Genomic DNA, 25,143 nt, shown 5'->3' on the forward strand with positions numbered 1-25,143 from the left:
CTCATGCTCATCAACCTCTCGTTTTCGTTTTGTCCAGCGTCTCCCAAATGCCGTTCAAATACGTCGCGCCGAGCGCGCGGTCATACAGCCCGTACCCCGGTCTGCCCTGCTCGCCCCATATCATCCGCCCGTGATCCGGCCGCAGCGGGCCATCGAAGCCGATCTCCCACAGCGCCTCCAGCACCCGCACCATGTCGACCGAGCCATCGCTTGATCGATGCGACGATTCCTGGAACGAGCGCGGTCCGGTGCGCAGGATGTTGCGGGTATGGGCGAAGTGTATTTTCCCTTGGCCGCCGAACTCCCGGATGATCGCCAGCAGATCGTTGTCCGCATCCGCCCCGAGCGAACCGGAGCAGAAGGTCAGCCCGTTCGCCGGACTGTCGACGTGATGGAGCAGCCGTTCAATCTGCGTTCGATTGCTCACGATGCGCGGCAAGCCGAAAATCGGCCATGGCGGATCGTCCGGATGGATCGCCATTCGGACGCCGGCTTCCTCGGCGACCGGGATGACCCGCTCCAGGAAGTAAGCGAGGTTCTGCCATAGATCCTCCGCCGTGACGCCGTTGTAGCTGTCGATCAGCTGCTGCATCTGATCCTTCGTATAGCTCTCGTCCCAGCCGGGCAGCGACAGATCGCCCTTCACCGGATCCATCAGGGCGATCGTCTCGTCCTCGAACGTCAGCGTCGTCGAGCCGTCCGGCAGCCGGTACGCCAGCTGAGAACGCGTCCAATCGAAGACGGGCATGAAGTTGTAACAGACGACCGGCACGCCCTCCGCGCCGAGCCTGCGGATCGTTTGACTGTAATTATCGATAAGACGGTCGCGGGACGGACGCCCAAGCTTGATGTCTTCGTGGACGGGAACGCTTTCAATGACGGCGAGCGCAAAGCCGTGCGACTCGACCGTGCTCTTCAGGTTCCGAATCGCATCTAGCGGCCAAGCTTCGCCGACGGGCACGTCGTACAGCGCGGTCACGATACCGTGCATACCGGGAATTTGGCGGATTGCGCCAAGAGTGACCGGGTCGGATTCACCGAACCACCGGAAAGTCATTTTCATTGGATTCTCTCCTTACAATAGGCGATATGGATGCTTGCATGTTGCAGGCTGTCATGGTCTATCCTGATTGTAGCACCCGTTCCCGGTTAGCGGGTGTCCGAAGGATGAGGTACTTAACCACAGTCAAATGAATGGCTGTATTGGATGCTGAGAGTTAACAGTGGCGCGGGGAATTCCGCCTTGGGGACGGTACATTACATTAGAGGTAGGGGCGCGGTGATGATCACCGGGTGTAAACCACTATTAAACGCGGCCAAAAAGAATGAGCCATGCAGACGTCGACTGCATGGCTCAGCTTCACTTGTACTTGCACAGCTTCAACCGCTTCCGTCCGCGCGGATCGTGGAAGTTCAAAACCCAACCAACTCCGCCGTCCCCTTCACGACCCACTCCACCTGCGGCATAGCCGAGAAGACGCGCGGATACTTCAGCTTGATCATGAGCACGACTCCGGGTCGATCCAGCGTCACCTCGTAGTCATAGACCGCGTGACGATAGGTGTACGGAAACGAGACGTCGTCATTAATCACCCGGAAGACGAGCACCTCGACCTTCTCCCGCAAATAACTGTCCGGCAGCGGATTGCCTTCCTCGTCCAGCTCCAAATTCGCCTGAAGGTAGATGGCGGCTTCCCGGAGCGCCGCGTCCGGGTCGATGCGTAAGCGCCCTGCCGCGAGGGCCGCGGCGTCCACCTGCTGCGCGGCCGCATGCGCCGCGCGATTGACGGCATGCTTGCCGTGATATAGCGCCTTCATCGACGATTCCTCGTCGACCTGCAGCGCATGCGCATACATCCACGACGCGAGCATCAGGAGGATCCACAGCAGCTTGTACAAGGTTGATCGCCCCCTCCCCCGTCCAAGCCGATTTCAGCCGCGGTCCTCATGGCACGTACTCGCTCATTTTCATGCCGCTTGCGCGTATGCGGGCGTCCCACGAAGGCGGAGTCAGCCCGATCAATCGGTCGATCTCGAGCAGCCCTTCGACCGGATAGGTCGCCGTCAGCGCTAGTCCGACGCCGCGCGGGAGCGGCGATGCGGGATTCGTGCCGACCGCCCCGTTCGTCGCGGCGACCTCGAATTCAATTTCACCCGGCGTTAGTCCGAACCCGGCCAGCCTGGTCCGGGACGCATTCAGCATCGCTTCGTCGATGTAGCCGTAAGTACCGCTTGCGCCCACCTCCAGCAAGTAATCCACCTCTTGTTGAAGCACGGCCTGACGGACGATGAGCACATGACGGTAGATTGGCGAGAACATGCTCCAGCACATCGTCGCCGCGAATAGGACAAACACGAGTATGGACTTCACGGACTAATCCTCGCGATCGATTCGCTCATCCTGCTCCCGGATTCCGCCAGACGCTCGTTCGTCCCCTCTTCACCGCCTGTCGTGCTCATATACATTGTGACAACGACGATAATGAGCAGCATCGACATCAGCATGGCCCGCATGTCGTCACCTCCTAATTAAGACCTCACATTACGGGTTAATGGCGCCAATCCGCGCGTTCGCTCCGTTGCCTTGCGTCTCGATCCGCGCCTGCGTGCCCGTCGAGTCGCTGGCGACGATGCCGTTGAACAGCAATACGACCACGACCAGCATCATGACGGTAATCAGAATGTTCCGCATGTTTCCCACCTCCTGAACTAGAATAAGACCTGTCTTAATTCATCGCGTCGAACAGCTTTTGTCCTTCACGCACCCATGGATAAATAAAAACCTGAAACGTATACATGATCGGAATGCCGGCCAGCACGAACAGCACGTAAGAGGACGATTCCTTCCGGCTTTCCTTCGCCAGCTCCAGCTTCTCCTTGTAGTCCTTGATCCGCTCGCGCAGCAGCTCGTAATATTGCTCGCTCTCGTGCAGCCGCAGCGAATCGATCGTCTCGGCGAAGCTTAAGCCCTCCTCCGTGCCCAGACGGAGCTTGAACCGTCGCAGCGCTCCTTCGGCGTCGTGATACCATTCGCCAAGCAGCTGCTGCAGTTCTCCCCGCATCGTCTTCGTATAAGGCACGCAGCGCATTAGCTTGGCATGAATATGAAGCGAGGAACCCGCTAGATAGAGCAGCTGATTGCTGACGATATAAATTTCGTTCGTCATTCGCTCCGCCCGAAGCCGCCGGAACATGTTCAGCAGCGGCAAATCCCACAGCAGCGCCAGAACGGTTGCCGCCAGCGCGGCCGGCAGTACCGCGGGCGGAACCGCCATGCGGACGAGCGGCATCCGAGCCGCGAAGTAGATCAACGCCCCTAATAACGGAACGAGCGCAAAATACCCTCGCCGCAGCAGCACGTACCACCCCGCATCCCACGTCATGCCGCAGCCGGCGAGCAAGCGCTCTCGCTCCTTGAACACCGCGTCCTCTCGCGTCAGTCTGGCGAATCGCAGCCAAGCTTCGGGCACCTGCCGGCTGTTCAGCTTCGCCGCGAGCAAATGAACGAAGCGCGGCGGCCGCGCCAGCGCAGCCCGCAGCAAGGCGAACGCAAACGCGAAGCCCAATATGTATTGTCCTGCAAGCGCCAGCCACATGGCGACTCGCGCCATTCCATCCGTCACCCTCCTCCACCTGCCCTCGTCATAATTTCTTCCTCGACAGCCATAACCCCATCAAGAACGACACGAACATTAGCACAACCGCGTTCAGGATCAAGTCCCGTCCTTTCGGATCGCTCACGTAATACAAGTAGGCATTATCCGGGTTATATCGGAAGTTAATGTACATGAACAGCGCGAGGAACAACACGGGCGTGAAATTGGCCATCCGAATCTCCAACAGCTTGTTTCGCTCCTGCTGGTTGGCGCGTCTGGCTTTGCGCATATCCCCGATCAAATCCTTCAAGCTGTCCGTGATCGGATAGCCTTCCGCAAGTCCCGCGCGCACGATTTGAATAAAGTAATCCGCCCAAATGTGGCCCAGCGAGGACGCGAAGATGCGCAGGCTGGCCTCGTCGTCCCCGCGCACGGACAAATTCCGGTACAACTGCTCGAACACCAGCTGCATCGGGCCGAGCAGGCGCTTCTCCTCGACGGTTCGATGCAGCGCGGAGCGGATATGCCGGCCGCCGTTCATGAGGCAGCATTGATAGAACAGCTCCAAGGCCGGCAGAAAATCGGACCGCGTCTGCATCCGTCTGTGCATCAGCATCGTCCAGAGCAAGGTGTACGGCAGCGCGGTCAGCATGCCGGTCAGCAGCAGCGTGCCTTTCACGCCGTGAAACACCATGACGCCGAACGCAAGGCCGGCTATGAACAGCAGCGCTGTCACCCCGAACACCGCCTCGGGCGCAATGCCGAGCGACAGCGCCTCCAGCATTTCGTCCACGTGGCGATACGGCCGCTCGGCCCGCCGGAGCTGCCGGACGAAACGGGCGCCCAGCTTGTTCTCGCGCCGATGCGCAAGCCGGTTGTATATAACCGAACGGGTGGACAACGAATGAATGACAACGCCGAGCAAAAGCCCCAAGAATAGAAACAAGACTACCCACAATAAGACAAGCTCGATGCTCATCGCTGCCCCTCCCCCGCCCCTTCGGGAAAGCTCGTCCCGTATTCGCTCAGACGGCGCCGCGCCCGGTCGGAAGGTCCCTCGGGATAGCGCCAATCCCCGACGCGCTCGTCGAACACGGCCAAATCGCGTACGCAAACCTTCCCTTCGTCATAGCCGATCTCCGCCAGCCGAGCCACTCTCCGCTTGCCTCCGGAGAGCCGCATCTCGATCCCGATCTGCGTCACGTATTCAGCAATCCGTTTCGTCAGCCGCTCAGGGTTCATCGCACGTCCATCCAGCATGCACATATCCGTAATCGCCTCGGGCACGTCCTCCAGCGCGTTCGCGTGCACCGTCGTCATGCTGCCTTGATGTCCGCGCGTGCAGGCTCGCACGTAGATATTGGCATCTTCGTCCCTAATCTCGGCATGAATAATCCGTTCTGGAGACTGCCGCAGCGCGAGCTTGAAAGCTTGGGGCGCGCGGTGCATCGCGTCCTCTTCGTCCGTCTCGTATTCGACCGCGTTCTTGCTGGGGAAGTCGCGCCGCAGCATCAACTCATGCCGGCTCTCGATCGTAATGAGCCGCTCCTCGTCCGGAAGCTCGCCGATGAGCGCCTTCATCAGATGCGTCTTGCCCGAGTTCGTCGGGCCGATCAAGACGAGATTGAACCTCGCCCGCAGAATCGCCGCCAACATCTGCCGAATCGTCTCATTCATCGTGCCGTACGCGGGTTCGCATAACGACTTCAAGTTGTATTCCCGCGCCGTATAGAAACGCAGCGTCAGCGTCGGCTGGGAGGTGAAGCCGAAGCCGGTCATCGTTACCCGCGTGCCGTCGCGCAGCATAACCTCTGCCCATCGTTTGCGCGGATTAATCCGGTCATTGTTGTACAGCACCAGATTCTGCTGAATGCGTTCCACGTCGCGCTCGGCGTCGAACGCATACTCGGAAATCCGGCTGATGCCGCCTCGCACCTCGAAGATGCGCGTGCCGACGACCTGAATTTCTTCTAAACCCTCGCGCTGCCGCAGCACCAGCTCCAGCACGCTCATGCCGATGACCTCCGCGAACAGCGCCTCGGCCAGCGAACCGTAAGGATGGGCGTAGCCGGCGATTTCGTGGGCGCGCTGGCGCAGCAGCCGATCGGCGATGACCGCCAGTATCTGCTCTCGTTCCTCGGCGTACCCGAGCACAGCCCGGTTCAAGCGCTCGTTGTACGCGCGCTTCTCCTCCTCCGTCTCGCCCCGCGGCATCGCCAAGTAAGTCCGCACGTCTTCAGCCAGACGCTGAAAGTCCCGCTGCCCCCTCGCTTCCAGTTCCATGCTGCTCTGCTCCTGCGCATCTTCCAGGCGAAGCTGGGCGGAGAACGCAGCCGGCGAGAATCGTTCCTGCCCCGTCACGACAGACTCTTCCCGCTGCGGTGGGCGACGAGCCGCTTGTACCAAGGCTGCACCGCCATCATCGGCCGCCGCTTCAGGCCATGTCTAGCCGCGAGGCTGCCCGCTTCGGCCGCCATCGCTGTCCGCCCTTGCTCGTCGTGGGCCAGCCACTCGTCGATTTTCCCGCTGTCCAGCTCCCCTAGCAGCGACGGACTCACTTTGAACTCCCCCATTAGAGACACTCCCATCTCTTTGCAAATATCCTTGGTTTGGTAACCGGCGTCCATGCCGGGATGCCGGATCACGAGCGCCTCGTAAGCATCGCCCGGGATGCCGAACAGCGGCGATAGCTGCTTCGCCCAGCGCTGGCCATCCTCTTGAAAGTGGGACAGCGCCGGCGTCGTGGTCAGCACCCGCGTATGCGCGCGCCGCAGCGCGCACACCGTAGCCGCGTTATCCCAGTAAGCGCCCACGTCCGCGATGACGATGTCAAACGCCGCGTGCGCGTTCTCCAGCAAATGATCGATCTCCTCGGGCCGATAAAATTCCGCCTGATCCCGCATCGTATTGCCGAACAGCACATGAAGCGAAGCCCCTCGAACCTGCAGCATCGATTGCGTAAGCTTGCCGGGCGTCAGCGACAGGCTTCGAAGCTCCGGCCGCAGATCGTCGAGCGCCACGACCGGCCCGTCGATGCCGAGATACCGGTGAATCTTGGCGCTCTTCAGATTGAGGCACAAGTATCCGACGCGTCCTTGATACGACTCCGCCAGCCGATACGCCGCCGAGAAGGCTGCGAGCGTCGTCCCGATATTCGGCGTCGTCCCGACGAATGCGGCAAGCGAGGATTGCGTGCTCATGGCGTCTCCCCCTGCTCCTCCACCGCAAGCGAATCGGACGAGAACGCGATGACAAGCCTGCGTTCGCCGGCACGGCAGAGCGCATCGAGCTCCAGCCACTGCGCTTCGGTCAAATTCAAGTTCACCGCGTCGATCGCGCCGTTCGCGCTGCGCCTGGAAGCGTACATATTCTCGAGGTCCCCTTCCGCCATGGCAAACAAGTGCGGGTTGTCCGGATCATCGATCTCGACATTCGCCGACGTGCGGACCGAAGCTACCGTGACCGCCTCCGCGAACAATTTCCGGGTATCCGCTTCTTTGCCGGTGGCGTAAAGGAACACCTTGTCCCCCGCGCGGATGCCGCTGGCCACCGAGAGCACGTACTCCTTCGGAATTTGGAATGTCGATTCCGCCTTCGCGGGCATCAGTCGGTACCGGTCGAACTTCCAAGCGAGCAGCGGCTCCCTGTGGCCGAGCGGGACGACCGACTCCATGCCGATCACCTCGCCCGCATCGCGAACCATATCCGCCCGAAAGGAAGCCTTCGCAATGGGGATCGACTCCACCATATCCGCCGTTACTCGTTCGCCTGCCGGAATGAAGCGCTTCGGCACGACGACGGCGATCGTCTCCTGGAAGCGGATCTGCCTCAGCTGCAGCATATAGATGCCGTAAACGAGCAGAGCCGACAGCGCCGCAGCCGTTACCGCTATGGTCGCGTTTCGTTTTCTATTCATGGTCGCACCTCTTTCGCGCGAACGGCATTAAGCGGCAACAAAAAAAGAACGCAGCCGGGCACATCGCCCTGCTTGCGTTCTTCGCATAGCCGTTCGCTATTATGTTTCGTTGGAATTTGAATTCATCATAGCAGACAACGCAAATGCTGTCTATATATGGAACTCAAATTTTGTCATTATTTGTTCGTTCATGTAACTTTACTCATTTAGTCGCCGTTATACTCAAGCCCCCGCAGCACATAGGCGATCGTATCTTCGATATCCGCCATCGGGTCGCGCGGCTCGCCGCTTAAGATCGGGGTGAAATAGTTCCGCTGCTTGTGGAATAAAATATTGCCCAGCACCGTCATCAGCGTATGGTCCAACGAGCGGAACCGGTAAACGCCCTTCTCCCTGCCCTCGCGCAGCATCTCCTTAAGCTGGAGCCAGACCGGATTCGCGTTGCGCCGGATGACCTCGATCCGCGGCGAATTCATAGCGATCTCCTGATTCAGCAAGATAATCATCTCCGGCTCTTCCTGATGGAAGAGCATCACTTCCCGGATGATCGTCCGCAGCCCCTCGACCGGGTCATACTGCGTCTTGGTGAATTCCGCGATCTGCGCATGCGGGAAGAAGGTTTCGAATAGCGCCTGAAACATATTTTCCTTCCCGCCGAAATGGTAGGAGACGAGCGCGACGTTCGCGCCCGCTTCCTCGCAAATTTGGCGCACGCTCGTGCCTTCATAGCCCTGCCTCGCAAACAACCGCTTGGCCGCCTTCAGCAGCCGCATCTTCACATCGGGTTCTTCCGCTCGCATTCCGCTCTCCTCCTGTTGCTAATATTATGAACGGGCGGAGGTCAGATTGGCAAGCCTGTCTCGAAGAGCCAATCAAGCCGCTTTCGCGGGAGCCAGCTGAGGAGCATGGCCTTTGCGAAGCGCCACGGCGCCCGCCCCGAGCAGCAGCGACGCCGCTGCAATGACGATCAAGCCCAGCACCGCGCCGCCCGCGCCCGGTCCGCCGAACAGCAAATCCATCAGCCCTTCCACCGCATAGGTAGCCGGGAAAACGACGCTGATCGCGTGGTAGAAGTCCGGCAGCAGCTCGCGCGGCATCATCGCGCCGGAGGAAACGAGCTGGATCGAGAGCATGATGATGTTGAACAACATGCCGCCCATGCCGAATAGCAGCAGGAACAGCTGGGCGAGGAACATGAAGGTCAGGACGAACAATGCCTGGAAGCCCCACATCGCCAGGAAGCCGTGGCTGGATTGGCCGCCAAGCGCAAGCACCAGCGAGGAGCCGACCAGCGAGACGATGACCGCCGCGGCCACGTTGATGATACAGCGGGCGGCGAAACGCTGCCAGCGTCCGAAGGAGCCGGCCAGCATCATCGACGATTGCTGCAGGTTCATCCCCAGGAGCATCGAGCCGACATAAGAGGCCAGCACGAGCATCATCGGCACCATCTGGTTGTTCATCCCGTCCACGACGTTCGAGTATTGAATATCCGAGGTTACTCGCTCCGACAGCGCGCTTGCGGCGCCCGCCGCCTGTTCGGCCGGGAATTGGGCGCCGGTCAGCACCGCCTGCACGCCTTGCGTCACGGCGACTTTGTTCACCGTCGACGTAATTTGGGCGGCCATGGAATTCATGACGCTCTTGATCATCTGCGGATTCGATTCGTTAATGTAATATCGGATGGCGGCTGTGCCTTCCTGCGACGACGCAGCCTTGCTGAAATCCGCCGGGATCGTCACCACCATCTGGAGTTCGCGGTCGTTCAGCATCCGCGCCGCTTCCTCCTCCGTCGCGACCGTTAACGTCGTCACCGGCAGCGACTGCTTCAGCTGCTCCGCGATTTGCGGTCCCATCGCCGTATCCAGCGCCACGATCCCTACGTTCAACTGCTTCAATCGCTCGGGATCGGACACCCCGCTATACCCCGTCATCCAAATCAACGCAAAGATGACTTGGAACATAAGCGCCGTGATGATGCCGACCTTAGTCGTCGGCTTGCTTAAAAACGCCTTCAGTACGTTTCCCATTCGTGCTCCCACTCCTCTTTTACAATCGCTTAAACATTTGTTTTAAACAATCGTTTTAAATGTCTGTTTTGTTACTATAGCGCCGCGCGGCTTGTCTTGTCAACGACGGAGTTTAATCGCGTATGCATGTGCTGTACAACAGGTGTTGCAAGGCAAGGAACTGCAAGTTGCATCCTTGCTTAGGCGCTTTCAATTTATTTTCCCCCAAAAAATAATAACGGACTGCAGGGTATGCCTGCAGTCCGTTAGGGGGATGAATCGCTTATGCCTGCGTCTTGTGCAGCAGGTTGTACAGCACCTGAGCCGCTTCCGCGCGGGAAGCTTTACTCAGCGGCGCGAAACGCCCGTCCTTGCTGCCGTTCATGAGCCCGGACTTCACCGCGGCTTCGACGTCCTCCAGCGCCCACTTGCTGATGGAGGCGGCATCCGCGAAGCCGGATACCTGCGTTTGGCCGCCGGTAGCCTGGCCGCCCTGCTTCTCGTAGACGCGGGCGATCATGACCGCCATCTCTTCGCGCGTAATCGTCTTGTTCGGCTCGAACTTGCCCGTACCGGTGCCTTCGACCATGCCGTTGGCGTACGCGGCCGCGACGGCATCGGCGTACCAACTGCCCGTCTGAATGTCGCTGAACGGCGATGGACCGCTTGCTTCCAGTCCGAATTGTCTGACGACCATCGTCAGGAACTCGGCGCGCGTCACGGCCGCGTTCGGCCCGAATTTGTCCGCGGCGATGCCTTCCACGACATGCTTGGCGGTCAGCTCCTGCACGGCGCGCGATGCCCAGTGGGCGGACGGAAGGTCGGCGTAATTCTTCGCGTACGAGAAGACGCCGTATTGGCTAAAGTGCGATACTTCCGCCGTAATCGTCGTCCCCTGCACGGTGCCGCCGATATATTCGACCGTACCGTTGTCGGCGATGTAATAGATGCCCGAAAGGCCGACATCCGCGCCGACCGCCAGCTGAAGCTGGAGCTTGATCGGCTTGGCGAACGCGGTGAGCGGCTTCGTCGTGCCGTCGGCCAGCACGACGCCGAGCGTCAACGCCAGCACTTGGCCCTGCGGCGCCATCTGAGCGCCAGGCACCTTCGCCTTGGCGATCGCGGCGGCCGCTTCGCTATCGGACAGTTGGCTGACGCCGAGCGCGATGGAAGCCTTCGCGTCCGAACCCGCCAGCGTCGACAACGCGCCCAATACCTCGGACGGAATCGTCACCGTGCCGGAGGACAGTTTGATCGCGAGGGCGTTGCTGCCCACAGTCTGACTCGCACCGATCGGCAGCACGATCTGCGCGCCCTCGATAGAAGCTTTGCTCGCGTCCACCGTGGCAATGCCGTTAGCCGGAGCGGCAATGTCGGTCAGCTTGAACTCTACCTTGCCGACGGCAGCCGGCGGCGTGGTCGGCGAAGTTGGCGTGCCCGCTGGCGGCGGAGACGTCGTGCCTCCGCTGGACTGCACCGTGAAGGTGCCGGTCGCAACCGCGGTTCCTTGACCGGCTACGACTTGATACTGGCTGCCGGCAGAAGCCGTCGTCGGCAGCTTGAAGGATACGCTATAACGCCCCGCGCTCGGCGCGACAATGTCATAGAACAAGACCGTCCCGTTCGGGGCGATGACCTTCACAATGACTTCTGGGGCGTTCGTGGTACCTGCAATCGTGACATTTTCGCCCGTCCTCGGGTTTGAAATGCTATCCATGGTCGTGCTCGCCGCCGCCGTTACCGCCGAATCCGCGTACGCGGCAGCCGGCGCGGCGACCGGAAGGGCAAGCGTCAGCGCCAGGGCTGTGCGAACAATCGCTTTGCTTCTCAACTTGTGTGGCTCCTTTCTGTTAGGCAGCCCGAGCCGGGGGCGATCGCCTTCCGGCTCGGGCACGCTTGCTGCATGACAAGCGTTAAGGGGTTACGGGGGCTGGAACATTGATATTCGTAATGCGGCCTTTCAGGCTGGACGCGATCGTCCCGCGATTGAACGTCTTCAGCACGTAATTATAGAACGCATCGATGTCCGTCGGGCCGGCCATTTGATTTTTGCCCAGCGGCAATACTTTGTAATTATCGCCGCCCGCCGCCATGAAGTTGTTGACGACGACCGTGTATTCCGCCGTATCCGTAATCGCCGTCCCGTCTTCCTTCGTCAGGACGGTAACGCGCTCGGCGATCGGCTTACTGAAGTCGGCCGTATACTTCAAGCCGGAGATTTGCAGCGTCTTCGTGTCGGACGCGGCTTCGCCCCATTGCTGCTGAAGAAGCGTCTTCACTTGCGCGCCGGTCAGCGTCATCTTGACCAGCTGATTGCCGAACGGCTGAATCCGGAACAGGTCGGAGTACTTCACTTCGCCTTGCGGAAGATCCGCACGGATGCCGCCCGGGTTCATAAACGCGAAGTCCGCCGACATGGCATCCTTCATGGCGTCGGCGATCAGGTTGCCGAGCTCGATTTCTTGATTGTACGCGTTCGCCTTCGTAATGGCCTTGTCCGTCTTGCCGACCGGCTGCGACAGCTCCGGATGGCGCTTCAAGGCTGCATCGATGATGGCGGCAACGGCCGGATCCGGCGTTACGCCCGCTTGCTTCACGTCGACGACCGTCGCTTCCTTCTTCACGATGTCGTGCGTAACCGGATCGATCTCCAGGTTGACGTCCGCGAACGCCGTACCGTACGAGTACGCTTGGAAAATGAGCTTGTTGTCGACGAGCCCGTTCACCTTGGCGTGGTTGTCGCCGGCGAAAATAACGTCCACTTCGTCATCCACCGCGTTGGCCAGATCGGCCGCTTCGCCAGTAATCGCTCCCGTCGTGCTGTTCTGAGAAGCCGGATCGTGCGCAAGCACGACGATCGCCTTAATTCCTTGCTTCTTCAGTTCCTCGACGGCCTTGTTCACGACCGGCGCCTGCTCGACGATGTTGACCGGCTCGAGCGCGGACGGCGACACTTTGCCTGGCGTCAGCATCGTCACGACGCCGATGAAGCCGATTTTCTCGCCGCCGATTTCTTTCACGACGTAAGGTTTAATCAACGGTTCGTTCGTTGCTTTGCGAATGACGTTCGCGCTCACGTATTCGATGTCGGTTTTCTCATGCGTAATCGCCGTGTTGATCGGATCTTGTCCGCCATCCAGTTGGGCCAGAAGCGCAGGAATGCCCTGATCGAACTCATGGTTGCCGAGCGAGGCGACGTCGAAATCGAGCAGCTTCAAGAAATCGAGCGTCGGCTTGTCCCGATCGAGCGCCGACACCGGCGAGCTTGCGCCCACGGCATCGCCGTTATGCACGAGCAGCGTGTTGTTCGGGTTCAATTGCTCCAGCTGCTTCAGATACGTGGCCAAGTACGGCGCGCCGCCCAGCACGTTGCCGCCGGCCGTCGTGGAGTAATCGAGCTGGCCGTGGAAATCGTTGATGCCCAGCAGCTTTACTTTCACGTTGCCGGTCGGAGGAGGCGTCGTTCCGCCTTTAAGAGCCAGCTTATAGATCTGGAAGCCCTTCTCGTCCGTCTTGCCCGTATCCGTAATGTTCGGGTTGGCAGCCAAATATTCTTTCGCGGACGGCGCGGACGTAAAGGTTACGTTCACATCTGCCGCGATCGGCGCGATCGACCAGTTTTTGTCCGCGGACGGGTTGATCGTCTTCTGCTCCGTAATGTAATCCATCAGTACTTGACGGTTCTCGTCCGCGGAGTCCACGACGAGCGTCGAGCCTTTCACGCCCGGGAAGTTGCCGCCCCCGCCGACGCGGTAGTTGTTGCTGACGACGATGAACTCTTGGTTCGGGTCGATCGCTTTGCCGTCGAACTGCAAGTTGATGATCCGGCTGGAAGCCGCGTCGTTGATCGTGCCGTCCGTTTTGTATTTCGCCGGCTTCGTCACGTCGACTTGGTAGGTCACGCCGTCGATGACGTCGAAGTTGTAGACCGGGAAGGACGCGTTGAGCAGCGCTTGTTCGCTCGTCTTGGACGCGTCGATCTGATTGAACATGCCGGCGGACATCTCCAGCCATTCCTTCACGACGGAGCCCTTCACCTTGACCGCCTTCAGCGTATTGTCGTACAGATACAGGTCGCTGGCGCTCTTGATGGCAAGTCCGCCCGCCTTGATATCGGTGTATTCCGTCGGGCCGTTGCGTCCGGCCTTGAATGGCGCGCCGACGGACAGAATCGGCAGGTTTTTGTCCGGCGAATTCTTCTCGTTCAGCACCTTCTGAACGTACCACTTCTGCGCGGCCGTTACGATCTGTACGGACGGATCGTCCTGGACAAGCGCGAAATAGCTGTAGATTGGCGCCGTTGTCGTGCCGATCGCTTGGTTCGCGTACACCTTCGTGGCAGCGTGCTCGTCCTTGATCGCTTCGACGATCGCGGCATCCGCGTCGACCAGCGGCTTTTTGCCTACGGTGTCATAGATCGCTTTGGTCGAGGATTGCGAGTTCTTGACGACCCACTTGCCTGCTTGCTTGGTCAGCGTCAGGTCGATGATGCCGAGGTTGGCCCCGCCGAAGCCGGCTTGCACGGCCGCTTTGCCGTTGATCGTGCCTTTGACGTTATCCACGCCCGGGAGCACGTTGCCGGAAGCATCTTTGAACAGGGCGTCAAGCGACTTCACGTCCGCCGCCGGGAACACTTTGTGCGTATGCGAGAACGTAATCGCGTCGATGCCGGCTACTTCGCTGAGCGGGTAGATCGCGTCCTCGGCGCCCGAGCCGGCCGTTGCCGAACGGTTAAAGCCGGAGTGCGTGAGCGCGACGACGATGTCCGCGCCTTCCGCTTTCATTTGCGGCACGAATTTCTTCGCCGTCTCGACGATATCCTTCGTAATGACCTTGCCGTCGAGATGGGCTTTGTCCCAGTCCATGATTTGCGGCGTGACCAGGCCGAGGAAGCCGATCTTCACGGTCTGGTTCTTGCCGCTCTCGTCGACGAACGTTTTCTCCATGATCTGGTACGGCTTATATTTGTTCTTGTCGTTATTCGGATCCGCGTCGTGGTCGTCGACATAGACGTTCGCGTTGACGTACGGGAATTTCGCGTCGTCGATCGCCTCGTCGAGGTAATCCAGCCCGTAGTTGAACTCATGGTTGCCGAACGTGGCGATGTCATACCCCATCAGGTTCATCGCCTTGTAAGCCGGGTGAACCTGCCCGTCCGCAAGCGGCTTCACCTTCGCCATATAGGTACCGAGCGGCGTGCCCTGCAGCAAGTCGCCGTTGTCCACCAGCAGCGTATTCTTCGCTTCGGCGCGCGCTTGCTTCACGAGCGTGGCCGTCTTCACGATACCGACCGTATCCGCGGTCGCGTCTTTATAGTAATCATAGTTCATGAAATTGGTATGAACGTCCGTCGTCTCCATGATCCTAACTTTCAGGTCGGCGCCGGTGCCGGTAGTGCCGGAAATCGTGAGGGGATCGGCGAGACTGCTGCCGACGTCGGTCAATTTACCGCTGTAGCCGTCGACGACGAACACTTTGATCGACAGATTGCCGCCCGTCGTGTTAAAGTGGGCCGTCATTTTCTCGCTGCCCGTAATGTCCTGCGTCATCGCGGCAATGCCAACCGGAGTCGTGCCGTCGAACAGTTCGAAAATAACGGTCTCTTCGCCCGCATGCGCGATGCCGGTCGGAGAAACAATGACGCTCGCCATGGTGCCTTCCGACGTATTGAATGTCGGGTTCGTGATCGTAAACGCCCGGTTGCTCTCTGCCGCTGCGCCCGAAGCCGCCTGAACGGTGACGACCCCCAGCTCCAGCGCCGTCTGCGCGCGCACCGGCGTCGTCACGTAAGGTGATGCCAAAAAGCCGGCGAGAAGGGAAGCAGCCAGCGCGGACCGCGTCATTCTCTTCTGTATCCATCTCATTTCCTAGTAATCCACCTTTCGTATGATCTACAGGAAATATAACAGAAATATTGTAAAGCCCAATTTAAGAATTCGTGCAGAAGAAGTAAAGACGCTCATCCCCATCGGCTTCGCATGGCACGCGGCAAGTTTAGCGAACAAAAGGTTCATTTGGGATAAGAAGGAATTGAACATTGGTTCAAGACAGAGGTCGTTTTTAACAAATATTAGTTGAATTAATGGCGTAAACCTTTAAAGCCTTGAATATTTAAAGGGATGATTCAGGGTTGTTTTTTCTGCATATAAACCTTTTGTAAAGGCCTATCCCTCCATCAAATGCCGTTCTTCCGTGCACCGAATGTTCTAAACCATCCGGCCGAAGTCCCGCATCCGACGTCCCGCTTCCATAAAAGCTTCGCTACTCTCCCGCTTGAAGCATCATAGGCCTACTCCAAATCATGACAAAACTAATGACAATGTCATACTGGATAAACTCTTGCCTGATTAGGAACGATATGGCAAAATAGGTCCCGTAAGACAGCTTCACGCCTCGGTATACCGCTCTGCGATTGTACTTCGCAACCCGTGCACGCCCGTCATCGAGCCCACGGTACGCTATTGACCCCACATGTTTTTCCATTCAGGAATTCTTTCGCCCATCGCCAATCGCCCATCGCGCTTCACGCTAAGCTGCGTTGACGCTGTTTGCCGCACCCATCTTCTGTTTGTCCCCGGAATCGCTTGTCTTCCGTTCCAGTATTAGGATTCCCCCCGAAATCTGCGAAACCGCTGTTAAATCCGTTCGCCGCACCCAAACGAAGGACAGCGATCTCTCTCGCCTTAACAGCCGGATTCGCCGATTCCACGGCCGCGTGTTGTGTCTGCTCTGGCGCCCGCTCTTAAACCTGTCTTAGCTACCCTAGGTTCAGTGATCGAAGGCGATACGCAAGCAGCCCTCTCCGCTGGACGATCCCCCCAGGCAATCAATGGCGCCCCTGCTGCCGCCAAGGCGATACTGCCCTTACCAGCGGCTACCCCGGCATGGGTCGAACCAGTGATTCATAAAACATCAATCGAAAAGGAATGATCCCCCATGAAAAAAGTGACCCCGATGTTGACCGCGCTTCTCCTTGCATCCGCCATCGCCCTTCCAGCCGCTTCCGCCGCAAGCGAGGCCGCCCCCGCCGCAGCGCCAGCCAAAACGACTGCCGCGAAGCTGCTGACCGACGGCGCCTTCGCCGCGCTTCAAGTCGGCAATAAAGTATCCGTTCATGACGAGAAGGGGCAGCTCTTCCAGACGAACGGCAAATTCCATAACGGTACGCTGAAGGATCTGTTCGTGGTCGAATACGGACCAATGCAGGTGCCGATGGTAGTCGTCCAGAACAAAGGCGAGCTCCTCGTGTTCAGCGATCTGTGGCCGGAATTCGCCAAAGGCAAAGAGAACAACAATATCGAGGAATATTTCTGCGGCCGCATCCTGACCAAAGCCGCGAATAAATACGTCACGCGGACGGGCCACCACTTCGCCCAGCAGGTCGGCGGCAAAGTCGAGGTGTATACGGCCAACGATTTCGGCGATCTGAAGAAGGGGCATCATAAATCGTTCGAAATGACGGGCAAGCTGAGAGGCCTGCTTCTGTTCGACTGCTGCCCCTATGCGGTCATCGAGAACGCGGACGGCACGGTCGGCATCTACCACGCCGGCGAGAATGGCCCCGAGCAGATTACGACGGTGAACCTGTCCTAGTCACGAACTGCGCATAGGCTGGAAAATATGAAAAGGACCGGAAGCCGCGCTTCCGGTCCTTTATTAACATTCCGTTCCACCGCTATCCGGGCGAAAGGGCATCATGATCCGAGCTTGATCTCGCTTCCGACGAATGCTCCCGGGCTCTTCTCCAGCGTCTGCGCGTACTCCACCCGCCCGATGACGCAGCCCGGACCGATCATGACGCGATTGCCCCGCACGACGGCCGCTTCGGTGTAGGACAGCCGAAGCTCGTCGCCCTCGATGAGCTCCGCCTTCAGCACCGATGGTCCGGTCGAGGTGAAGCGGCGTTTCAGATCCATAATCCGGCTGCGCTTCACTTCGATGCGGTCGCAGCCGATCTCCTTCGCTTGACACGGTGCGTACAGGTTAATGTCCAGCCGATCTGCGCTGAGCAGACCGCCGATCCGGAAGCCTCCGCTGAGCTCCGCCTCGTCGACCTCGCAAGATGCCCCGGACTCCAGGTGTCCTTGCACCTTCAGCCTTCCCGCCGCAATGCCGTCTCGGACCATTAACTGCCCAAGCCCCTTGAAGACCTCCGCGCGCAAGGAGCCTTCCACGGTCAGCTCGCCTTGAATACGTCCCTTCCGCAGATCCGCCGATCCATTCACCCGGCACGATCCCATCGCTTTGAATTCCTCTGCTTGCAGATCACCGTGCACGATCCCTTCGCCCATAATCCCGACCGTCTCGAACGCGCCGCCCAGCGATTCGCCCGTTCCCATGATTTTCAGCCTTCTCCCGCGGACCGACGCAGGGGGATAGACGAAGCCCGCGCCTTCTTTCCATGGTTTCATGCTCATACCTGTACCCGCTCCTTCACGTTCGCGTTGGGATGGACAATTAATTCCGTCTGGTATTCGACCCGGCCGATCGAGCAGCCCGGCCCGATGACGACCCGATCGCCGCGCACGACCGCCGCCGTCGTCGCTTCCAGCCGCACCTCGTCGCCTTCGATCATCCGCGCCTCTAGCGCCGGGTCGAACGCCGGTATGACGCGCTGCAGCAGATGAGCCCAAGCGCCGCGTTCCGCCCGCCTCACTTCAATGCTGCCCCCGCCGATCTCCTGCGCCTTCGACGAGCCGATGAGCCCGATGTCGATCCGCCCCGCATTCAGCATACCGCCGACGCGAATCCACCCGTTCAACACGATCTCCTCGGCTTCGCAATTTCCGCCTATCTTTAGCGCCCCGTTCAGCTCCGCTTTGTCCGCGCGAAGACCGCCCCGCAGCGTAAACTGCCCTTCCAGGCGCATCTGCTCCGCCGCAAGCGACCCCGCGACGGTTACGTGGCCCGCCGCTTCGAACAGCCGCGTCTCGACGCCGCCGTACACCTTGCCGACGCCGCTGATCGCCATCCCCTCGGTTCGGACATCGCCGTCAATTTTGCAGACGCCGTCCATCTTGATGCTTCGGTAGGTGCCTCCCGCCGCGCGGGTGATCCCGCTTAACGTCAAATCGAATGGTTCGGCCAGCATCCTATTCTCTGCCCCCTTATGCAAGCTTGTTGGTCAACTCCTGCAAACAATCCCGAAGCCTCAGCCTCCCCGCCAAACGCGCACCGCTCTCGACACGCGTCTCGCCTCCGATCGGCACGATGAGGAACACCGAGACGCCCGCCTTGCGCACCCACAGCACTTCCTTTTCCTCGTCTTCCCTCACCGGCCCTTCCGCCTTAAGCAGCTGCAGCAGCGCGTGCTGCTCTGCCGGCGGCAACCGTTCATGACGCTGCAGCTTCTCGGCCGCATACAACGCGAATAGCATCCGAAACGACACGCGTCCGTCCGCCGCTCCAACCGCATGAAGCATGCCGAGCGTCTGCTCGGAGACGATTCGGCGGGCGGCGAGTTCTTCCCGGTGCCACATCAGCCCTTGGAGCTCCGGCGCGAATTTCTCCGCCAGCTCGTCGAGCGACAGATCCTCCTTCATCTCGAGGATTCGCCGCACTCTCGCCAGCACGAGCCCCTTCGGGAAAAACGTCTCCTGCCCCGTAAAGGCCGATCGGCGGATAAACCACGACTCGGGAATCAGCTGCTTGCGCTTCCAGCGGTAAAGCTGTCCGTAGGAGATGCCCGTGATTGCGAGCAGCTCCTTCTTGGAGATCAACTCCGGTTCCATCCCGCTCCCCTCCATCGCCAGCCCCGTAACAAAACATTGTTACGCTCTCGAAGCCGGTGCGCCCATGGCATTCCATATGCCCGCGAATGCCTCTTTATTACGCATTATATGACGCTTCCTTCTCCAGCTGGACCTGCGCGGGGATGAATATGCGCTCGGTCTGCAGACCGAATTTTCGCGCAAGACTCGCCGAGGGCGCAAAAAAAATCCCGGACAGCACCGCGCCTGGCGCAGCTCTGTCCGGGATTCTCCCGCTCTTATTATGCGCGTTCCCGCAGGAACGCCAGCGTCTCTTCCCGCGTCGGGATCGACGTCTGCGCGCCTTCACGCGTCACGGCGATCGCGGACGCCGCCGCCGCGAAGCGCAGGCTCGCTTCGGCACTGCCGCCCCGGGACTGCTCGGCCGCGAACGCGCCGATGAACGTGTCGCCGGCCGCTGTCGTGTCCTTCGGCTCCACGCGGAACGCCGGCACGATCACTTCCGTCCCGTCCGCCGCGCGGTAGTAGCAGCCCTTCTCGCCAAGCGTCACGATCGCGGCGCGCACGCCGCGTCGGAGCAATTCCTCTGCCGCCTCGGCCGCCGAGCCGGCGTCCGTCACCGTAAGCCCGGTCACGATGCCCGCTTCGGTCTCGTTCACGATGATCGTGTCGATCCACGGGAATACGTCATCCGGCAGCCGGAGCGCCGGCGCGGGATTGGCGTAGACTCTCACGCCTGCGGCAGCCGCTTGCTCCATGACGAAGCGCGTCGTCTCCCAAGGAATCTCGTTCTGCAGCAGAATCGCGTATGCGTCGGCCCAAACCTGCCGCGCGGCTTCAATGTCCCCGCGAAGGAGCTGTCCGTTCGCGCCCGCCGACAGGATGATCGTGTTCTCGCCTTCCCGGCTGACCGCGATGAACGCCAATCCGGACGTCCCCGCCTTGCGCAGCACCGGCGCGACGTCTACCCCGCTATCGCGAAGCGAGGCGATCAGCGCTTGGCCGAATGCGTCCTCCCCGACGGCGCCGAGCATCGCCGCTTCGGCTCCGGAGCGCGAAGCCGCGACCGCCTGATTCGCGCCCTTGCCGCCCGGGTAGTTGCCCGTATTCGATCCATGTATCGTCTCGCCCGGCAGCGGATGCCGCTCCACATGGCTGACCACGTCCATATTGATGCTGCCAATGACTACGATTTTGCCCATGACACTCGTTCCTCTCCACAGCTGTACTATCCCTTCATCTTAGCCGTTCACGGCTGAACATTCAACTAAGACGAAAGCGCTCTCGCCAAGGATGGAAATCACGTTCATGAGGACAGATGCACGACCAAGGCTCCCTGGCGGACAGCGGCTCCTGCATGCAGCAAAGCCCGCCGCCCCGGCGCATAACGCCAAGGCAAGCGGGCTTCGAACTGCCGCACGTATTAAAAGTCGATCAAGCCGACGCTGATCTGAAGCGCTTCGTCCACTTTGTGCATCGTCTCGTCGTCCAGATGCGTGATTTTGTCGGTCAGCCGCTGCTTGTCGATGGTGCGTATCTGCTCAAGCAGGATGACCGAATCGCGGTCAAAGCCATGCGACGCCGCGTCGATCTCGACGTGGGTCGGCAGCTTCGCCTTCTGGATCTGAGCCGTGATGGCCGCCACGATTACCGTCGGACTGAACCTGTTGCCGATATCATTCTGTATGACCAGTACCGGGCGAACGCCCCCCTGCTCGGAACCGACAACCGGGGATAAGTCCGCAAAAAACACATCGCCGCGTTTAACGATCAAGCTCTACACCCCGCTTACGAGTCGGCCGAGCGTATCGCCCGCGTCTTCCTCCGCTTGAAAAGCCTCCGATGCCATGCCAAGGTTAATCTTGGCCATCTCCATATATCCGCGCTGCATCGATTCGCGAATCTGGCGCTTTTTGCGCTCGATCAAGTAAAGCTTCATCGCTTGACGAATGAATTCGCTGCGGTTCGAGTTTTCCTTGGCGACGATCCCGTCCACTTCCTCCAGCAAATGATCCGGCAAACTGATCATGATCCTCTTGGTGTTCTGCATATTGGCCACCAACTCGCACCTCCAAAAACATTTCCAAAAAAGCGCACTATCAGTATTTCTTCGTTCCCTGTTAAATATACACCATTCATAGTATGCGGCCCGTATTGCCTGTATGCTGCACACGTTGATATACCAATGAAGTCGTCCCAGGCGTCCAATCCGATGGGCGCGGCAAAACAAAACCAGTTCCCGTATCCATACTTGGTGCTTCCTACATATTCGCGCAAAAAGGCGGAAATCCTCTTCCGAACGCGAATGCCGGCGTCGGTAATATCTGACAGAATCAGCTTAAACGAGTGGATTCATCACGTTCGCCGGTTGCCCGCCGCGCAAATAGACGCGCGGGACCCGGTTGGCGATCATGCAGGTCACTTCGTAATTAATGGTGCCGAGCTTCCCTGCGATCTCTTCGGCCGTAATGGCCTCGCCGCCTTGACTGCCGATCAGCACGACTTCCTCGCCCGGCTCGACCGGCTCGCCGTTCATCGTCGCCGGATCAAGCGCGATCATGCACTGATCCATGCAGATCGTCCCGAGTACCGGGACGCGCACCCCCCGCACGAGCGCTTCGGCCTTGCCGGTCAGCAGCCGGCTGTAGCCGTCGGCATAACCGATCGGCACCGTGCCGATCCGCTCCTCGCCCGCCGTGAAATAACGGGTGCCGTAGCTGATTCCCCAGCCCGGAGGCGCCTGCTTCGTCATCACGACGCGCGTCTTGAGCGACATGACGGGCTCCAACGCGATGCGAGTCTTGTTCACTTCCGCCGAAGGGTATAACCCGTACATGCCGATGCCCAAGCGCACCATGCCGCCCGCCCATTCCGGCGTATCCATGCCGGCGGCGGTGTTGGCCGCGTGCACGATCGGCAGACGAAGGCCGCGGCGTTCCATCTCCTGCATGAGCGAGCGGAACCGCTCGTATTGAAGGGCGGTATAGTCTTTGTTCGTCTCGTCGGCGCGCGCGTAATGCGTGAACAGCCCTTCGACGTCCAATCCCGGCTCGCGGAGCGCCCGCTCCACGTAAGCGATCGCCGCCGGACCGGGCGGAAGTCCGAGCCGTCCCATGCCCGTGTCGATCTTGATGTGCACGCGCAGCTTCCTGCCGCTCTTCGGCAGCGCGGAAGCCGCGGCCAGCACGTCGTCGCGGAACAACGCGACCGAAATATTCATCTCGCGCGCGATCGCCAGACCCTCCGGCGGCACGTAGCCCAGGACGAGAATCGGCGCGGCAATGCCCGCCCTGCGCAGCTGAAGCGCTTCGTCCAGGAAGGCAACCCCCAAATAATCCACGCCGCATAACTCCGCTTCCCTGGCCGTCTCCACGGCGCCATGCCCGTATGCGTTGGCCTTCACCGAGGCCATGAGGCGCATGCCCGGGGGCAGCGCCGCGCGGAAAGCCTGCAGATTGCGCCGCAGCGCGTCCAGCGAAATTTCAGCCCATGTCGGGCGATAGTATGCGTTCACCAGCTCCACCTTCTCCTCTTTCACGCTTCCTTCGCGCGCTTGCCGCAGCGATCAAAAGAAAGCGGCGCGGGTGCGATTCCCCGCGCCGATTCCTATGAGCGGTTGCCCTTGCCAAGGCGCGGAAGCTTCTGATCCATCAGAGAACCGCCTTGGGCCGCTCTGACATCTCGACCAACCTATCGTTCTTTATGTTATACCCATCGGCAGGCGGCGTCAATGAAACGAGGCGGCGTGCGGCCGTGTTCGGAGCTGGAAATTGTTGCGTCGTCACTCCATGTTATTTCGTCATTTCGCCTTGAACGGACTGCGCGATGCGAACGAGTTCCGTCTCCGGCAGCGTGCCGCTCGTGAGGCGGTATTGAATGCCGTCGTATGTCCAGACGATCGTGCGCTGCGGGCTTTCCTCGTCCCCGATCAGCTCGCCCACCGTGTAGACGAGATCGACCATTTGGCCTTCGCCCATGGAGGAGGCGGCCATATCGCGCGGCTGCGTCTTGATCAGCGTAAAGTCGTACGTCGCGCCCGAGTAACGGTCCATGACGCCCGGCAAGCCGCCGAATACGATATCGTTGGAATCCTGCAGTGCCATTGGCTCCGGCCCCAGATAGAGCGGATCGAGCGCCGCCGCCAAATTGTCCTTCGTCGCTTGCTCGCCGTTATCCGCCGCGGTATCCGGGATCGTCTCCCCCTCTGCAGGCGCCATCGTGTCTTCGGCCGGCTCTTCGCCAGCGGCATTGCCGCTCGCGCTGCCTTCCGTATCGTCCGCGTTGCCGGAATCCGCCGGCGTGTTGCCCGTCGCTTGATCGGCGTTGTTGCCTTGGGCCGCCGCATCGCCGTCTTCCGGCTGCACCGTGGACGGTTTGCTCGAGCCGCTCAAGTTTTGCTTCGTATCGAAGACGCTCTTATCCGGTTTCGAGTCGAAATCGAACTCGTTGAATTTCACGGATACCATGACCGCCGCGTTCGTGTCGCTGACTTCGACCTGAAGCGGACGGTAGTCTTTATCGAGCCAGATTTTCTGGCGGGCCAGCGATCCGTTCTGGTAATTCGCCATGACGTCGAACACGTAATTTTCCTTATCGACCGCGAATTGACGGCTGTTGTCCTGCAGAATGCTCGAGACGAGCGTCTGGTACAAGTACACTTGGCCTTGGTTTTGCGGCCAGTCGCTTTGGAAACGGAACACTTTATTGAGGCGCGGCGTGAGCACGAAGACGCCTTCGTCGTTGCGCAGCACGATCTGCGTGATGTCGCGCTTCGCATTCGTCAGTTCGATGCGATAGTAATTCGGTTTTTGGTACTGCACGTCCACTTGGTATTCCAGCGGCTGCTGCCCGGTATTGAGCGTCATCGTGCCTTTCCCGTGATAGCTATCCAGGCTGTTGACGACTTTGTCCAAATCCTTGACGACCGTATCCGCGTCCTTCGTGCCGCCGCATGCGGCGAGCAGTGCCGTAAGGCATAATAGAACGGCTGCTAGTAGACTGATTCGACGACGCATGAACTCTCCACCCCTTAATCATAATGTTGGCTTAGCCGTGTACACTCGACTGCTAAGATATCTATGAGGGGACTTGGACATTTATGCGGACTAGATTGACGAGCTCCGGCTTGGCCCAATTGAAGCGCAGCCGCGGGGGTCGCGCGGTCGCAGCCGAGGCGGGTTAGACGAGCATTTCCGGCGGCACGCCAAAAAACCGCCGGCGGCCGGCGGTTAAGCTGTGATTGCTGCGATCTAGAAGTATAGGGATAAGATTAGTCCAGCAGGACGTCCGATCGCTCGCCGCGCGCCAGCTCGAACATCGTTTGAATTTGGCGCTCCGTATTGCGCTCGACGGACAACGGGGGCAGCGCGTCCTGCGCGAAGAAGCCGACCTGCGTCGTCTCCAGGCCGATCTGCGCGGCGCCGCCGGTCAATCGGCACAAGATGAAGATTTTATAGACGTGATGCGGCGAAGGCGGATGATCGTGGAACTTCTTGTCCAGCACGGCGAGCAGCCGCACCGCCTCGACCTCGTACCCGGATTCCTCTCGCACCTCTTTCACCGCGATTTCCTTCGGCGACAGCCCGATGTCCGCCCAGCCGCCCGGCAGCGACCAGGCGCCGTCCGCCAGCTCGCGCACCATGAGCATGGCGCCGTCCTCGTTCAGCACGACGCCTCGCACGTCCACCTTCGGCGTCGCATAGCCGGTTTCGTTTGCGAACAGCTCGCGGATTTTCTCCTCGCCTGCTTCCGTGTACGTCTGCATGATCTCCACGCTTAAGTCGCGCAGCATCTCGAACCGCTCGATATCGTACATATCCTTCCCATAGGCCAGTCCCGTCTGGCTGATCGCCTGAATCTGCTTGGCCCACTCCAGCCACTTCGGCATGGTTCCTCTCCTCCTCATTGACAAA

General features: G+C 59.9%; 24 protein-coding genes. 1 reads left to right on the forward strand and 23 read right to left on the reverse strand.

Translation table 11 applies throughout. From position 1 onward, the window contains the following. Nucleotides 1-10: 10 nt before the first annotated feature. The 14 genes from uxuA to ACFSKT_RS25755 all read right to left on the reverse strand — a co-directional run bounded on the left by uxuA (nucleotide 11) and on the right by ACFSKT_RS25755 (nucleotide 15,385). Nucleotides 11-1,063, reverse strand: coding sequence for a mannonate dehydratase (gene uxuA / locus ACFSKT_RS25690; protein WP_377719532.1), 1,053 nt, complete (start codon nucleotides 1,061-1,063; stop codon nucleotides 11-13). Nucleotides 1,064-1,413: 350 nt separating this feature from the next. Next, nucleotides 1,414-1,899 carry a hypothetical protein gene (locus ACFSKT_RS25695; protein ID WP_377719531.1) on the reverse strand — a complete coding sequence of 162 codons (486 nt, stop codon included), beginning with the start codon at nucleotides 1,897-1,899 and terminating at the stop codon, nucleotides 1,414-1,416. Nucleotides 1,900-1,945: 46 nt separating this feature from the next. Next, nucleotides 1,946-2,371, reverse strand: a complete 426-nt coding sequence (locus ACFSKT_RS25700; protein WP_377719530.1) for a hypothetical protein — start codon at nucleotides 2,369-2,371, stop codon at nucleotides 1,946-1,948. Beyond that, nucleotides 2,368-2,514, reverse strand: a complete 147-nt coding sequence (locus ACFSKT_RS25705; protein WP_377719529.1) for a hypothetical protein — start codon at nucleotides 2,512-2,514, stop codon at nucleotides 2,368-2,370. Before ACFSKT_RS25705 ends, ACFSKT_RS25700 begins: the two co-directional genes overlap by 4 nt. A 28-nt stretch (nucleotides 2,515-2,542) precedes the next feature. Next, nucleotides 2,543-2,692 carry a hypothetical protein gene (locus ACFSKT_RS25710; protein WP_187434543.1) on the reverse strand — a complete coding sequence of 50 codons (150 nt, stop codon included), beginning with the start codon at nucleotides 2,690-2,692 and terminating at the stop codon, nucleotides 2,543-2,545. A 34-nt stretch (nucleotides 2,693-2,726) separates the two neighbouring features. Next, complete coding sequence (locus tag ACFSKT_RS25715) at nucleotides 2,727-3,611, reverse strand: hypothetical protein (RefSeq protein WP_377719528.1); 885 nt, start codon at nucleotides 3,609-3,611, stop codon at nucleotides 2,727-2,729. A gap of 31 nt (nucleotides 3,612-3,642) precedes the next feature. Continuing rightward, nucleotides 3,643-4,575 carry a type II secretion system F family protein gene (locus ACFSKT_RS25720; RefSeq protein WP_377719527.1) on the reverse strand — a complete coding sequence of 311 codons (933 nt, stop codon included), beginning with the start codon at nucleotides 4,573-4,575 and terminating at the stop codon, nucleotides 3,643-3,645. Continuing rightward, entirely contained in the window at nucleotides 4,572-5,957 is a 1,386-nt protein-coding gene (locus ACFSKT_RS25725) for an ATPase, T2SS/T4P/T4SS family (protein WP_377719526.1), read from the reverse strand. Before ACFSKT_RS25725 ends, ACFSKT_RS25720 begins: the two co-directional genes overlap by 4 nt. After that, a complete protein-coding gene (locus tag ACFSKT_RS25730) occupies nucleotides 5,954-6,796 on the reverse strand; it encodes a hypothetical protein (RefSeq protein ID WP_377719525.1) in 843 nt (280 codons plus the stop codon). Before ACFSKT_RS25730 ends, ACFSKT_RS25725 begins: the two co-directional genes overlap by 4 nt. Further along, on the reverse strand, nucleotides 6,793-7,512 hold the full coding sequence (locus tag ACFSKT_RS25735) for an SAF domain-containing protein (RefSeq protein ID WP_377719524.1): 720 nt from the start codon (nucleotides 7,510-7,512) through the stop codon (nucleotides 6,793-6,795). The genes ACFSKT_RS25730 and ACFSKT_RS25735 overlap by 4 nt, the downstream gene beginning before the upstream one ends. A 206-nt stretch (nucleotides 7,513-7,718) precedes the next feature. After that, entirely contained in the window at nucleotides 7,719-8,312 is a 594-nt protein-coding gene (locus tag ACFSKT_RS25740; RefSeq protein ID WP_377719523.1) for a TetR/AcrR family transcriptional regulator, read from the reverse strand. 72 nt (nucleotides 8,313-8,384) lie between these two features. Then, nucleotides 8,385-9,542, reverse strand: coding sequence for a YhgE/Pip domain-containing protein (locus tag ACFSKT_RS25745; protein WP_377719522.1), 1,158 nt, complete (start codon nucleotides 9,540-9,542; stop codon nucleotides 8,385-8,387). Nucleotides 9,543-9,804: 262 nt separating this feature from the next. Next, nucleotides 9,805-11,352, reverse strand: coding sequence for an S-layer homology domain-containing protein (locus tag ACFSKT_RS25750; protein WP_377719521.1), 1,548 nt, complete (start codon nucleotides 11,350-11,352; stop codon nucleotides 9,805-9,807). Nucleotides 11,353-11,434: 82 nt separating this feature from the next. Further along, the gene (locus ACFSKT_RS25755; RefSeq protein ID WP_377719520.1) at nucleotides 11,435-15,385 is read right to left on the reverse strand and encodes a bifunctional 2',3'-cyclic-nucleotide 2'-phosphodiesterase/3'-nucleotidase; all 3,951 of its coding nucleotides are present in this window, start codon (nucleotides 15,383-15,385) and stop codon (nucleotides 11,435-11,437) included. 1,072 nt (nucleotides 15,386-16,457) lie between these two features. Between ACFSKT_RS25755 and ACFSKT_RS25760 the strand changes: the two genes are divergently transcribed. Beyond that, nucleotides 16,458-17,114 (forward strand): hypothetical protein, encoded by a 657-nt coding sequence (locus ACFSKT_RS25760; RefSeq protein WP_377719519.1) that lies wholly within the window; start codon nucleotides 16,458-16,460, stop codon nucleotides 17,112-17,114. Between the two features lie 101 nt (nucleotides 17,115-17,215). Here ACFSKT_RS25760 and ACFSKT_RS25765 read toward each other — a convergent pair whose 3' ends face one another. From ACFSKT_RS25765 to ACFSKT_RS25805, 9 genes are all read right to left on the reverse strand, one after another. After that, a complete protein-coding gene (locus ACFSKT_RS25765) occupies nucleotides 17,216-17,938 on the reverse strand; it encodes a hypothetical protein (RefSeq protein WP_377719518.1) in 723 nt (240 codons plus the stop codon). Next, complete coding sequence (locus tag ACFSKT_RS25770; protein ID WP_377719517.1) at nucleotides 17,935-18,612, reverse strand: hypothetical protein; 678 nt, start codon at nucleotides 18,610-18,612, stop codon at nucleotides 17,935-17,937. Before ACFSKT_RS25770 ends, ACFSKT_RS25765 begins: the two co-directional genes overlap by 4 nt. Before the next feature lie 16 nt (nucleotides 18,613-18,628). Continuing rightward, a complete protein-coding gene (locus tag ACFSKT_RS25775; protein WP_377719516.1) occupies nucleotides 18,629-19,252 on the reverse strand; it encodes a DUF4004 family protein in 624 nt (207 codons plus the stop codon). 260 nt (nucleotides 19,253-19,512) lie between these two features. Continuing rightward, a complete protein-coding gene (rbsK, locus tag ACFSKT_RS25780; protein WP_377719515.1) occupies nucleotides 19,513-20,433 on the reverse strand; it encodes a ribokinase in 921 nt (306 codons plus the stop codon). A 221-nt stretch (nucleotides 20,434-20,654) separates the two neighbouring features. Continuing rightward, the gene (locus ACFSKT_RS25785; RefSeq protein ID WP_377498458.1) at nucleotides 20,655-21,005 is read right to left on the reverse strand and encodes a type II toxin-antitoxin system PemK/MazF family toxin; all 351 of its coding nucleotides are present in this window, start codon (nucleotides 21,003-21,005) and stop codon (nucleotides 20,655-20,657) included. Nucleotides 21,006-21,008: 3 nt separating this feature from the next. Further along, on the reverse strand, nucleotides 21,009-21,290 hold the full coding sequence (locus ACFSKT_RS25790) for a CopG family ribbon-helix-helix protein (RefSeq protein WP_148933367.1): 282 nt from the start codon (nucleotides 21,288-21,290) through the stop codon (nucleotides 21,009-21,011). Nucleotides 21,291-21,569: 279 nt separating this feature from the next. Next, nucleotides 21,570-22,745 (reverse strand): alanine racemase, encoded by a 1,176-nt coding sequence (gene alr, locus ACFSKT_RS25795; RefSeq protein WP_377719514.1) that lies wholly within the window; start codon nucleotides 22,743-22,745, stop codon nucleotides 21,570-21,572. 277 nt (nucleotides 22,746-23,022) lie between these two features. Then, nucleotides 23,023-24,246: a LolA family protein gene (locus tag ACFSKT_RS25800; RefSeq protein ID WP_377719513.1), complete on the reverse strand. Its 1,224-nt coding sequence runs from the start codon at nucleotides 24,244-24,246 to the stop codon at nucleotides 23,023-23,025. Between the two features lie 254 nt (nucleotides 24,247-24,500). Next, on the reverse strand, nucleotides 24,501-25,118 hold the full coding sequence (locus ACFSKT_RS25805) for an NUDIX hydrolase (RefSeq protein ID WP_377719512.1): 618 nt from the start codon (nucleotides 25,116-25,118) through the stop codon (nucleotides 24,501-24,503). Nucleotides 25,119-25,143 lie beyond the last annotated feature (25 nt).

Origin of the sequence: Paenibacillus xanthanilyticus, assembly GCF_042682185.1 — a bacterium.
GTDB lineage: Bacteria > Bacillota > Bacilli > Paenibacillales > Paenibacillaceae > Paenibacillus_Z > Paenibacillus_Z xanthanilyticus.